The organism is Bradyrhizobium sp. NBAIM01, assembly GCF_020194115.1.
GTDB lineage: Bacteria > Pseudomonadota > Alphaproteobacteria > Rhizobiales > Xanthobacteraceae > Bradyrhizobium > Bradyrhizobium yuanmingense.
The window spans coordinates 556,737-568,982 of record NZ_JADYVU010000002.1; the positions used below are offsets into that span (position 1 = coordinate 556,737).

Here is a 12,246-nt window from a genome sequence, read left to right on the forward strand (position 1 = left end):
ATGACCCAGCCGCAGCTCTCATTCGATGGCGACCCGAACGGTGCGGCCTATGAACAATGGCGCGAGCAGTTTTGCCGTCAGGTAGCGAACGTCGATTTCGTGCCGGTTGGTGAAGGGCGCGTTCACCGAACCATTGCGCCTGCCATTCTTCCCCGCCTCAGACTCTCGGCCTCGTTCGGCACGCCGATGTCCTTCGTGTCATTGGGAACGAACGACGAGTTGGTGATCACGACGTCGCCCAATTCGGCATTGCGTGGGGCCATGGGGAAACGGCCACTGGAGGTCGCCGCCGGCGACATCACGATCGGCGATCCCTCGATCAAGGGGGCCCAAATCACGCAACTGGCGTATGGTAATTTCCAGACCGCGCTGCTGCCGCGAAAGGCCCTGCTGCGCGCCTGCCCGAATGCCGAGGACCTGATCGCGGGGTCGATCTCCGGCGCCAACCCGATCACATCGATGTTCCTGCGATATTACGATCTCGCGCATGCGCACGCGGACAAGCTCGCGCCGGCGGAGCTCGATGCGGTCTCGCAGCACCTGTTCGACCTCGCCGTCCTGATGCTCGGCGCACGCGGCGATGCCGCCGAAGAGGCTCAATTGCGCGGCCTTGCGGCGGCGCGCTTCGAAGCGCTCAAGTCCGACATCCTGGCGCAGCTGGACAGCCCCGCATTGTCGCTGTCCGACCTTGCAGCCACGCACCGCATCAGCGCGCGCACGATCCAGTTACTGTTCGAGAAGGCCGGCATCACCTATAGCGGCTTCGTGCTGGAGCAACGATTGCTGCGCGCCGAACGACTGCTGCGAAATCCTGCGATGCGCAGCCGCAAGATCATCGAGATCGCGCACCTCGCCGGATTTCACGACGTCTCTTACTTCCATCGCGCGTTTCGCCGCCGTTTCGGAGCGACGCCCGACGATGTCAGGAAGCTGGCTGGCGAGGCCGAATAGGCGAGTTCGCCGCGACGGTGCCGGAACGGCGCCTGCTACGTCCCAAAGCTCTTCTGCACCGCCTTGTCGAGCGTTTCGCCGCCGACGAAGCGCTGGCGCAGCTCGCGCTTGAGCAGCTTGCCGCTCGGATTCTTCGGCAGGGCGTCCACGAAGATCACGCGCTTGGGCACCTTGAAATGGGCCATATGGCCGGCGCAATGTCTGATGACGGTTTCTTCGTCGAGCTTTGCCCCGGTCTTGACCACGACGATGGCGGTCACCGCCTCGATCCAACGCGGATCGGGCAGGCCGACGACCGCGACTTCGGAGACCTCCGGGATGCGATAGACCATCTCCTCGACCTCGCGGCTGGCGACGTTCTCGCCGCCGGTCTTGATCATGTCCTTGACGCGGTCGACCACGGTGATGTGGCCTTCCTCGTCGACCGTGGCGAGATCGCCGGAATGAAACCAGCCGCCGGTGAATGCCGCCGCGGTCTTGACCGGATCGTTGTAATAGCCGGAGAGCAGATGCGGCGAGCGATGCACGATCTCGCCGACTTCGCCGACCTTGACATCCTCCATCGCCGTGTTGACGACGCGCGTCTCGACATTGAGCACGGGCTTGCCGGCGGAGCCTGCCTTGCGGAGCTGGTCCTCCGGCCGCAGCACGGTCGCGAGCGGCGCGATCTCGGTCTGGCCGTAGAAATTCCAGAACTTTACGGCCGGCAGCCGGCGCTGCAATTCGAGCAGCACCTCCACCGGCATGATCGAGGCGCCGTAATACCCCTTCTGCAACGTCGACAGATCAGTCTTGTCGAAGTTCGGCGAGCGCAGCATCGCGATCCAGATCGTCGGCGGCGCGAAGAACGAGGTGATCCTGTGCGCCTGGATCAGCGCCAGGATGTTGTCGGCGGTCGGCTTGCCCGTGATCACGCCGGAGGCGCCGAGATAGACCTGCGGACCCAGGAACACATCCAGCTGCGCACAATGATAGAGCGGCAGAGCGTGCAGGAACTTGTCGTCCACGCTCATGCCGCCATCGATGATGCAGCTGACATACTGCCACATCACGGCTTCATGGGTCAGCATCGCGCCCTTGGGCAGCGATTCCGTGCCCGAGGTGTAGACGATCTGCGCGAGATCGCGGCTATCGACCGAGGCGTCCAGGAACGACCCGTCGGGATGCAATAGATCATCGAAGGTGGTGAGGTCGGCAGGCGCCGCGGCCGGATCCTCGCCCGGCAGCCAGATCATCTTCTCGACCGCGCAATCCTTCGCGCTCGCCGCGCGTGCCGGCTCGACGAAATCGGGACCGGTCGCGAGCAGCTTTGCGCCGGAGCTCTTCAGGATGAAGTTGATCTCGTCCGGATTGAGCATGAAGTTGATCGGCACCAGCACCGCGCCGATCCGTGCGGCCGCGAAGCGCAGCGCCGCAAAGGCGTGCGAGTTGCGCGAGAGCACGGCGAGGCGGTCGCCCTTGCCAACGCCGAGGCCGAGCAGGCCGCGGCCGAGCCGGTTGCAGATCGCATCCATCTCGGCAAAGCTCCAGCTGACATCGCCGCAGCTCACCGCGAGCTTGTTCGGCTCGCGGCCTGCGGAGCGGCGCAGAAGATCGCCGATGGAATGCTCGCGCGCTTTCGAGATGGTGGCTGCAATGTCGCCGGTCATTTCTTCCCCGTGGAATTTCGCTCGGCTCAACGCTCGCGAGCTTTCGTGTTTCGCGGAACGTAGTCGGCGCTGTCAGCGACGTCAAATTGCACGGGGCAGATCAAAACTCGCGAAAACAACCCCATGCACAGTAGACGGGGGCTGCAAGATCAATGGGTTAGGTGTGGAGCCGGATTGGGTGCGGGTCGGGCAGGCTTTCAGGAGCCAAGAGGCCGAGGAATCGTGGTGACTCGCCTGTCCGGCTCGCCCAAGCGAGCCGAGGCGAATTGGCCGCGATCGTTGCCGCCCATTCCGAATGGGGTCTCTCGCGATTTGCTTCGTCGGGCAAAACAGGAGCATAGTGGCATCATCGCAGGAGGTCGGGCGGGCCGGGATGTGGCGGCGCCTTTCGGCGAGCGAGTTGCGCGGTTGAGGCTCGTCAGGCCTTTTTGTTTTCTCCAACGTTGGCCGATGCACAGTCGGAGTTGGCGCGGTCCAGCACTGTCACCGTGGCGCGGTCCAGCACCGTCACCGTAATGCGCGCCGACCAAGCCCGCGATCACGATTATCCATCAGATCGCGGGTTTGGCACTCCAACCTCAATTGCCCCGCTTGACCAGCGGGCATTCACTGTCAGCCAGCGAAGCGTAGACTTCGCCGCTTGGAATTTTCTCGAGCACGTTATAGTACTCCCAGGGTGCCTTGACCTCGGACGGATCCTTCACCTGCACAAGATAGAAGTCGTGCACGAGCTTGCCGTCGTCGCGCAACCTCGCGCCGCGTGCGTAGAAATCGTCGACGGGCGTCGAGCGCATCTTCTCCAGCACTGGATCCGTCGCATCCGTGCCTGCGGCAGCGACTGCTTTCAGATAGTGGCTGACGCCGGAATAGACCGCGGCTTGCGGTGCCGTGGGCATGGCGCTGCGAAGCTTGAAGAAGCGCTGGCCGAACGCCCTGCTCTCGTCATCCAACGCCCAGTACCATGCCGTCAGCGTGGTCAGGCCCTTGGCGGTTTTCGGGCCCATCGCATGAACATCAGTGTCGAACATCAGTTCGGCCACCGGCTTCTGGCTTCCCGTGTTCATGCCGAACTCGTTCCATTGCTTCATCAGGTTGACGAGCTGGTCGCCGGCATTGGCGAAGGCGATCGCCTTGGCGCCGGACGCCTTCGCCTGCAGGATGAAAGAGCTGTAGTCCGCGTTGCCAATCGGGTGATACACCGCGCCGAGCGACTTGCCGCCCGCCGCCGCCAGCACGCGCTGCGATTCCGACACCATGTTCTTGCCGAACGCGTAATCGGCCGCGATGAAGAACCAGGTGTCGTAGCCCTGGCTGACCAGGGTGCGGATCGGTCCCGACACCAGATTGTAGGAATCGTGCAGCCACGCCAGGCCGTTTCGCGAACATTGTTTGCCCGTCAGTTCGGTGGTCGCCACCGCCGAGTAGACCGCAATCTTGTTCTTGTCACGCGCCAGCGACTGGATCGCCAGCCCCACGGCCGAATTGGAGACGTCGGCGACCATGTCGACGCCGTCGACGTCGAACCATTTGCGGACAATGCCGACGCCGATATCGGGCTTGTTCTGGTGATCGGCGGCCAAAATCTCGACATTGATCGACGGCACCAGTTTCTGAAAGTCTTCCGCCGCCATCCTGGCTGCCGCCACGGAGCCCGATCCCGACAGGTCGGACAATGGCCCGGTCTGGTCATTGATGATGCCGATCCGGACCACGCGACCGGAGAGTTCGGCGGCGTGGGTGGGCAGAAAAGATGCGATGAAAGTCCCAACGACGAGAAGCGTAGCGATGCGGCCGTGCCAGTTCATGCGAACACCTTTCCAATAAGGGCGCTTGTGCCTTTCCTCCCTGTCTCGAACAGCTTAAGCCGCCGTTGCTCTCGCCTTGAGTTTAGAAACCGCCTTCTGCACCGCGGCTGCGCGCTTTTGCAGCCAAGGTTCGGCCTCGCGGCGCATGCGGGAAATCAGCTCACGCGGCGCATTCTGCACGGTGATGTCGAACGGCGGCTGCGGCTGATATTCCAGCATCAGCTGGAGGTTTTTTGCAACGTCTTCGCCGCAGAGTTCGGCGGCAACCTGAAAACCGAAATCGATACCGGCGGTGACCCCACCGCCGGAAATGCGGTTGCGGTCGACCACGACGCGTTCGTCGACGGCGATGGCGCCAAACGCAGCAAGCTGGTCGCTCATCAGCCAATGGCAGGCTGACCTGTATCCATCGATGAGGCCCGCGGCGCCGAGGATCAGACAGCCGGCGCAAACTGAGGTGATGTAGCGCGCCGATCCACCCTTGTCGCGAACGAAGGCAATCACCTCGTCATCGTCCATGGTGGCGACTTGTCCCGGACCGCCGCCGATGCAGAACACGTCCAGATCCGGGCAGTCGGCAAAGGTCGTGGTTGGCAGCAGCGGCAGACCGACGTCGCTGACGACGGGCTCGATGCGCTTCCACAGCAGGTGCATGCGGACGTTCGGCAGACGGGCAAAAACTTCGAATGGTCCGGTGACGTCCAGTTGCGTCATCCCAGGATAGTACAGAATTCCGATTTCGATCCGCTTGCCGGACATGGAGCCCTCCTAACGTTGGATAACTCATGTTGACAGCGGAGGGCCTTTGCCGAAATGTCATAACACACGCAATTCCTGCCAAGCCTTCCCTGCTCAAGGGGCTGCCAATGGCCCGTTCCGCCCCCCGCCGCGTGGTCTTCGTCCTTTTCGACGACTGTCTGCTGCTCGACTTTGCCGGACCGCTACAGGCCTTCGAACTGGCCTGCGAAACGTCGAAAGCGGGGCGCGCGCCCTATGTCTGGCAGATCTGCTCGTTGAAAGGCGGGTCGGTCAAAACCTCGTCCGGTCTGGAGGTGATGACGACCGCCCTCGCTGACTGCGACCACAAGAACATCGACACCCTCATGGTGGGTGGCGGTCCCGGCGTCCATCGCGCCGCTGCAGAAGCCGCGCTGGTCGATTGGTTTCGCCTGGCAGCGCCGAAGGCAAGGCGCGTCTGCTCGGTCTGCACGGGCACATTCATCCTCGCCGCAGCCGGGCTGCTGCGCGGGCGGCGCGCGGTCACCCATTGGGGTTCCTGTGACCTGCTGCGCGCAAAACATCCCGACGTTTCGGTTCAGGTCGACCCGGTCTTCGTGCATGACGGCGGCATCTGGACATCGGCAGGCGTGACGGCCGGCATCGATCTGGCGCTCACGCTGCTGGAAGATGATCTCGGCCATCGCGAGGCCATGCGCATCGCGCGGCGCCTCGTCGTTTTCCTCAAGCGGCCCGGCGGGCAGGCGCAATTCAGCGTGCCGCTGTCAATGCAGGCCTCGGAAGATCGGGCTCTCGAAAAAATTTCGAGCTGGATGCAAGAAAATCTCGGCCGCGATTTGCGTGTCGAAAGTCTCGCCGAACGAGCGGGCATGAGCCCGCGCACCTTCGCGCGCGTGTTTCGCCAGAAGACCGGCCGCACGCCCGCCAAGGCGGTCGAAGAGCTTCGCGTCGAGGCTGCCCGGCGCGCGCTGGAAGAGTCCGCCTCCCCTATCAAGGAAATCGCCGCGCGCGCAGGCTTTCAGAGCGAGGAGCATCTACGCCGCGCGTTCCGCCGCCGCCTGAACGTGCTGCCGCATGACTACCGGGTTCGATTCCATCAAGGGTAGAGACAACAAGCGACGGGCGGGGTGGCTCGACCTTTTGACGCCATGGGCGCCCAACGGGACAATAAGCTACCCCTCCAAAATCGCGACCGCTCGCGTCCATCCCGCCGAGGCTCGCTCGATCTTCACGGGGAAGCATGACACCTTGAAGCCGGTTGGCGGCAGCTGTTCGAGATTGTGCAGCTTCTCGAGATGGCAATAGCCGATATGGCGTCCGGCCTTGTGGCCTTCCCAGATCAGGCTGGCGTCTTTCGTCTCGGCATATTTCTTCGCGGTGTGAACGAACGGCGCGTCCCAGCTCCAGCCGTCGATGCCGGTCAGGCGCACACCGCGCTCGAGCAGGTACATGGTTGCCTCATAGCCCATGCCGCAGCCCGAGGTAACGTAGTCCTGCCGGCCATATTTGGCGCCGGCGCTGGTGTTGACCACGACGATCTCGAGCGGCCTCAGCTCGTGGCCGATGCGCTTGAGCTCGGCCTCGACGTCCTTGGCCGTCGCGACATAGCCGTCCGGCAAGTGCCGGAAGTCGAGCTTCACGCCGGGCTGGAAGCACCATTCCAACGGCACCTCGTCGATGGTCCAGGACCGCTCGCCGCGATTCATGGTCGGGTGAAAATGCCAGGGCGCATCGAGATGCGTGCCGTTGTGGGTGGAGAGGCTGACCTGCTCCACCGCCCAGCCCTGGCCATCAGGCAGATCCTCGGCCTTCAGTCCATCGAAGAACTGCAGCATGCGCGGCAGGCCCTGCTGATGATTGATGTACTGGATCGTCGGATGATTGCCAGGCGGGTCGGCCGGCACGTCGTTCTGGAGGGGGACGGAGATGTCGATCAGCTTGCTCGTCATGGCGCTTCCTCGTTGATTGTTCTCGTTGGCGGCAGTCAGGCGTCGCTTCAAGCGCGCCTTCAGACGCCCCCTTCAGGTTTCTTGCCGCTCGACGCGATTCTTCAAAATGCCGATCTTCTCGACCTCGAGCTCGATCGTATCGCCATGCTCGAGAAACCAGCCGAGCTCGAGGCCGCAGCCATTGCCGACCGTGCCGGAGCCGATGAATTCACCGGGCATCAGCGTCTCGTCCTGGGAGACGTGAGCGATGATTTCCTCGAACGAAAACAGCATGCCCTCACTCACGCCTTTCGAGCGGGTCTCGCCGTTGACGCGCGCTTCCATCTTCAGCTTGTAGGGATCACCGATCTCGTCCGGTGTCACGATCCAGGGCCCCATCACGTTGCCGCCGTCAAAACTCTTGCCCTTGGCAGGGCCGAGCCGTCCCTCCATCTCGATGCGCTGGGCGTCGCGCGCGGAGAAATCATTGAAGATGGTGTAGCCGAAGATGTGATCCTTGGCTTTCGCGGCGGAAATGTTCGCGCCCTTGTTCTTGGTGATGATCCCGAATTCGAGCTCGTAGTCCATCACCTTGCTGTAGCGCGGCCATTTCACTGTGGTGTTGGTGCCGCGGACGCTGAAGCGGTTGGTGATGTAGAAGATCGGCTGCTTGCGATAGACCTCGGGCAATTCGCCGAGCGGCTCGGCGTCGATGCGCGCCAACTCTGCCATGTCGCCCTTGGCACGCGCGGCGAGCTTTAGCTGCCCGCGCGGCGCCTGCAGGATGTGCAGGGGAAACGACATGCCGTCGCGCATTTGCCTCGGCTCCGGCACCGGCGCGAGGATGTCGACGGCGCTGACCGCCGCCGACAGCGTCGCGTCCTGACCATGCTTGTCCAGCAGAGCCCGGGCCCGATCCAGCGCACGGGGCCCGGCGTCGATCAGCGCCAGCATTGAGCCGAAGGCCGGATCGACCCCGCCGTCCCGTGCGGCCGCGGCGGCGAGGTCAAGCACCTGGCTGTCATTGCTATGGACGGCTCCGATCTTCTCCTGGCCGGCCGATCTGAACGTTGCGAGCTTCACCTTGGGCACCCCTTGTCATCGTTTCAAATATATGATCAGATAAAATATCGATAAACAAGACTGAAAAATACAAAACGGGGAGAGCGCAGTGAGGCGAACGAGCAGAACGATGTTGGCGGGCCTCGTGCTCGGGATGTCTGCTGGCCTGACGGCACCCGCGCTGGCGCAAGCCAAGATCCAAATCGGCTGCACCGCGACCTCCGACTGCGCCTCGGCCATGGTCGCGGTCGACGAAGGCATTTTCAAAAAGCATGGGCTGGACGTCGAGATGACGCCGATCGCGATCAATTCCAACATCCCGGCGGCGATCCTGTCGAACTCGATTCAGGTCGGCGGCCCCACCTCCACCGTCTTCCTCCAGGCCGTCGACGGGGGCCTCGACCTCGTCGCGATCGCCGGCGCCTCGGTCATGAACCCGACCTCCAACACCGCGATCGCGGCCTTCGTCCGCAACGGCATCACCATCAAGGATCCCAAGGACTTCATCGGCAAGAAAGTCGGCGCGCCCGGCCTGAACGCCTTCCTGCACGTACTCTTCGTGAAATGGCTGGTCGAGAAAGGCGTCGATCCCAAAAGCGTCAATTTCGTCGAGGTCACCTTCCCGACCATGGCCGACATCATCAAATCAGGCGGCGTCGATGCGGTGCTCACGGCCGAGCCGTTCGTCACGCGCATGAGCAATGCGGGGCTCGGCTCGGTTGGCGCGCGGTACGGCGCCGAGCTCGGCCGCACCGATCCGATCATCTTCTATGCCGCATCGCGCGACTGGGCGGAGAAGAATGTGGCCACCGTGAAGAAGTTTCGCGAGGCCGTCGCGGAGGCCGCCGCGATCGTCAACAGCGACCGCGAGAAGGCCTCGGCCTCGATCGCCAAGTTCACCAAGCAGCCGCTCGATCTCGTCAAGGCAACGCCGCCGAACCAGTCCGAGCCGAACCTCAAGCCGCAAAACCTCAGCTGGTGGATCGAGGTGATGTCGTCGCAGAAGATGCTGCAATCGAAGCTCGACACCGCGAAACTGGTGCTGAACTAAGGGATATCGACGATGCCAGCTCCCGAGCGCACTCTCGAACGCCTGCCGACGGAAGCCGGCACCTTGAGCGAGCGTGCCGCAAACCTCATCGAGCAGGACATCCTGGCGGGAGATCTCGCACCGGGATCGCGGCTGGGCATCCTCGACCTCGTGCAACGTTACGATATCGGCGCCACGCCCCTGCGCGAAGGCCTTTCGCGGTTGATGTCGCGCGGCCTCATCGTCGGCATCGGCCAGCGCGGCTTCCGCGTCGCCGAGGTCAGTCGCGAAGATCTCGCCGACATCACCTGCATGCGGACGGCGGTCGAGATCGAGGCGGTCAGGCTCGCCATCCTCCATGGCGATGCTGCCTGGGAGGCCGGCATCATCAGCGCGCTGCACCAGATGCGCCGACACATCGAACGCACCGGCAACGAATTCCGCGAGGGCGCGGCGGAGTTCGACCGGCTGCACAAGGGCTTCCACACCGCGCTGCTCGCCGCCTGCGGCTCGCGGCGCATGCTGGCCGCCCACTCCGACCTCTACGACCAGGCCTACCGCTACCGCCGCGTGATGATGGGCGCCATCGACAGCGGCGAGAGATTCATCCGCAGTCACCAGATGCTCGCCGACCTCGTGCTCGCCCGCGACGTGGCCGCCGCGCAAAAAATGCTGGCGGCGCATCTGCACTCGACCATCGATTTCGTCTATCCGCAGGTGAGCGGGGAACAATCATGAGCGTCGTTGCAAGGCTCATTGAGGCGCGCGCCGCGCGGCGGCAGAAACCGCTGATCGCGTTCAATGCCGCGACGCTGCGGCTCGGCGGCAAGACCATCATCGAGAATCTCGATCTTCAGGTGCGGCCGGGCGAATTCCTCTGCATCGTCGGCGCCTCCGGCTGCGGCAAGACCACGGCGCTGCGGCTCGCCGCAGGTCTCTATCGCCCCACGAGCGGCGCGGTGACGTTTGAGGGCGAAGAGATCACCGAGCCGCGGCGCGAGGTCGCGATCGTGTTCCAGGATTACGGCAAGGCGCTGTTGCCGTGGCGGACCGCGGCCGGAAACATCTCGCTGGCGCTGGAAGCCTCGCGCGTGCCGGCGCGCGAACGCGGCGCGCGCATCGAGGCGCTGCTGCGCAAGGTCGGATTGCCCGGCCATGCCGACAAATATCCGACGGAAATGTCCGGGGGCATGCAGCAACGCCTGCAGATCGCGCGCTGCCTTGCGCAGGAGCCGACCACGCTCTTGATGGACGAGCCGTTCGGTGCGCTGGATGCAATGACACGGCAGGGTCTGCAGGACGAGGTCCTGTCGCTGACGCAGGCGAGCGAGACCACCGTGATCTTCGTCACCCACGATCTCGACGAGGCGATCTATCTCGGCGACCGCGTCATCGGCCTCTTGCCGCATCCGGGCCGGATCGGGATCGAGCTCGACGTCGACCTGCCGCGTCCGCGCGACCAGCTTGCCACCCGCGAGCATCCGGAATTCCTGCGGCTGCGCCGACAATTGTTCGACTTCATCAAGGCGACCGAACATTGAGCCTCGACCGCGCGAAGCCCTTGCTGCTGCCGCTGGCGCTGATGCTGGCCTTTGAGCTCTGGGCGCGCCTCACCCATCTGCAAAGCGACAGCCTGGCCCCGCCGAGCGCAATCCTCGCAGCGCTGGCCACCGCGCTCGCCGATCTCTCGATCCCGGTCGCGACCCGCGACACGCTGTTCGCCGCCTTTGCGGGTCTTTCCATCGGCAGCGCCATCGGGCTTGCGCTCGGCATCGCCTTCGGCATTTCGCGTCCTCTCGATCGGCTAATGGAGGTGACGGTCGAGGCGATCCGCCCGATTCCCTCAATTGCGCTGCTGCCGATTGCGTTGATCGCGCTCGGCTTTGGCTATCGCATGGAGATCGTGATCGTGGCGTTCGCCTGCGTCTGGCCGATGCTGATCATGACGCGCAGCGCAGTGCGCAGCATCGAGCCGCGATTGATGGAAGTGTCGCGGGCCTTGCGGCTGAGCGCGCCGCAACGGATCGCGAAGATCGTGATCCCGGCCGCACTGCCGCGGATCTTTGTCGCCTTCCGCCTGTCGGCCGGGATCGCCCTGATCGTCGCGGTCACCGTCGAGATCGCCATCAACCCGATCGGCTTGGGTGCCGGCATCATGCTGGCACAGCAGGCCCTGCGCGCCGACCTGATGCTCGCCTATCTCGTCTGGATCGGCGCGATCGGCTACGCGCTGAACATGCTGTTGATCGCCGCCCAGCGCCGTCTGTTCGGCCGCGCCGCGCTCGCCGGAGACAATCCATGAAGCGCACCGCGATCCTCTGGCGTGTCGCAAGCGCCCTCGTCGCAGCCGGCTTCATCGCGGCGTGGCAACTCGTCGCCAATCTGAAGCTAGTGTCGCCGGTGTTCCTGCCCGGTCCGGACCGCGCCTGGGCCGCTTTGGTGCGCGGCTTTTCCAGCGGCGATCTCGCGGGCAAGCTCATCGGCACGCTGGAGCACATGGCCTATGGCTGGTTCGCCGCCTCGATCGCCGGCATTGCGCTTGGCGCGCTGATCGGTTCGTCCCGGATGATGCGCGCCTATGTCGCGCCGTCGCTGGAATTCTTAAGGCCCCTGCCGGTCTCGGCGATCATCCCGGTCGCAATCGCGATGCTCGGGCTGACGCAAGGCATGGCGCTGTTCGTGATCGCCTTCGGCGCGATCTGGCCGATCATGCTCGCAACCGTTCACGGCTTTGCCGCAGTCGAGCCGCGGCTCTATGAGGTCGCCCGCTCGCTGCAGATGTCGCGCACCGCAATCATCGCCAAGATCGCCCTGCCCTCGGCATTGCCGGATATCCTCGCGGGCATGCGGCTCAGCCTGACCGTCGCGCTGATCCTCTCGGTGGTCTGCGAGATCCTGGCCGGCCTCGACGGCCTTGGTCACTGGGTGCTGCTCTCGGCACGCGCGTTCCGGTCCGCCGACCTCTTCGCCGGCGTCATCCTGCTCGGCGCGACCGGATATTTGACGTCGATTGCGATGTCACTGGTCGAGCAGCGGCTACTCGCCTGGCAGACCGCGGCGAGGTAGCGCGGCGATCCCATCGC

The 12,246-nt window shown here is 64.1% G+C and carries 12 protein-coding genes; 7 read left to right on the forward strand and 5 right to left on the reverse strand.

Annotated features, from left to right (window positions below; all coding sequences use genetic code 11):
- Positions 1-951 carry an AraC family transcriptional regulator gene (locus tag I6F31_RS08955; RefSeq protein WP_036021010.1) on the forward strand — a complete coding sequence of 317 codons (951 nt, stop codon included), beginning with the start codon at positions 1-3 and terminating at the stop codon, positions 949-951.
- 35 nt (positions 952-986) lie between these two features.
- Here the strand turns inward: I6F31_RS08955 and I6F31_RS08960 are convergent, their stop codons facing one another.
- The 3 genes from I6F31_RS08960 to I6F31_RS08970 form a co-directional block, all read right to left on the reverse strand.
- A complete protein-coding gene (locus I6F31_RS08960) occupies positions 987-2,600 on the reverse strand; it encodes an acyl-CoA synthetase (RefSeq protein WP_225185279.1) in 1,614 nt (537 codons plus the stop codon).
- 578 nt (positions 2,601-3,178) lie between these two features.
- A complete protein-coding gene (locus tag I6F31_RS08965; protein WP_225111535.1) occupies positions 3,179-4,405 on the reverse strand; it encodes an ABC transporter substrate-binding protein in 1,227 nt (408 codons plus the stop codon).
- 54 nt (positions 4,406-4,459) lie between these two features.
- Positions 4,460-5,164: a DJ-1/PfpI family protein gene (locus I6F31_RS08970; RefSeq protein ID WP_225111534.1), complete on the reverse strand. Its 705-nt coding sequence runs from the start codon at positions 5,162-5,164 to the stop codon at positions 4,460-4,462.
- A 107-nt stretch (positions 5,165-5,271) separates the two neighbouring features.
- Between I6F31_RS08970 and I6F31_RS08975 the strand changes: the two genes are divergently transcribed.
- Positions 5,272-6,249 carry a GlxA family transcriptional regulator gene (locus I6F31_RS08975; RefSeq protein WP_225126619.1) on the forward strand — a complete coding sequence of 326 codons (978 nt, stop codon included), beginning with the start codon at positions 5,272-5,274 and terminating at the stop codon, positions 6,247-6,249.
- A gap of 66 nt (positions 6,250-6,315) precedes the next feature.
- Here I6F31_RS08975 and I6F31_RS08980 read toward each other — a convergent pair whose 3' ends face one another.
- Together I6F31_RS08980 and I6F31_RS08985 are read right to left on the reverse strand one after the other, a co-directional pair.
- On the reverse strand, positions 6,316-7,092 hold the full coding sequence (locus I6F31_RS08980) for a cyclase family protein (RefSeq protein ID WP_225149358.1): 777 nt from the start codon (positions 7,090-7,092) through the stop codon (positions 6,316-6,318).
- Between the two features lie 72 nt (positions 7,093-7,164).
- Positions 7,165-8,154 carry a fumarylacetoacetate hydrolase family protein gene (locus I6F31_RS08985; RefSeq protein WP_225185367.1) on the reverse strand — a complete coding sequence of 330 codons (990 nt, stop codon included), beginning with the start codon at positions 8,152-8,154 and terminating at the stop codon, positions 7,165-7,167.
- 109 nt (positions 8,155-8,263) lie between these two features.
- Between I6F31_RS08985 and I6F31_RS08990 the strand changes: the two genes are divergently transcribed.
- Genes I6F31_RS08990 through I6F31_RS09010 form a run of 5 tightly spaced genes read left to right on the forward strand, consistent with a single transcriptional unit; the run spans position 8,264 to position 12,229 of the window.
- The gene (locus tag I6F31_RS08990) at positions 8,264-9,184 is read left to right on the forward strand and encodes an ABC transporter substrate-binding protein (protein ID WP_225185280.1); all 921 of its coding nucleotides are present in this window, start codon (positions 8,264-8,266) and stop codon (positions 9,182-9,184) included.
- Between the two features lie 12 nt (positions 9,185-9,196).
- Positions 9,197-9,901 carry an FCD domain-containing protein gene (locus I6F31_RS08995; RefSeq protein ID WP_225185281.1) on the forward strand — a complete coding sequence of 235 codons (705 nt, stop codon included), beginning with the start codon at positions 9,197-9,199 and terminating at the stop codon, positions 9,899-9,901.
- Positions 9,898-10,704, forward strand: a complete 807-nt coding sequence (locus I6F31_RS09000; protein ID WP_036020982.1) for an ABC transporter ATP-binding protein — start codon at positions 9,898-9,900, stop codon at positions 10,702-10,704. The genes I6F31_RS08995 and I6F31_RS09000 overlap by 4 nt, the downstream gene beginning before the upstream one ends.
- Positions 10,701-11,465, forward strand: coding sequence for an ABC transporter permease subunit (locus I6F31_RS09005; RefSeq protein ID WP_225185282.1), 765 nt, complete (start codon positions 10,701-10,703; stop codon positions 11,463-11,465). Before I6F31_RS09000 ends, I6F31_RS09005 begins: the two co-directional genes overlap by 4 nt.
- Positions 11,462-12,229, forward strand: coding sequence for an ABC transporter permease (locus I6F31_RS09010; protein WP_225146265.1), 768 nt, complete (start codon positions 11,462-11,464; stop codon positions 12,227-12,229). Before I6F31_RS09005 ends, I6F31_RS09010 begins: the two co-directional genes overlap by 4 nt.
- Positions 12,230-12,246: the final 17 nt, after the last annotated feature.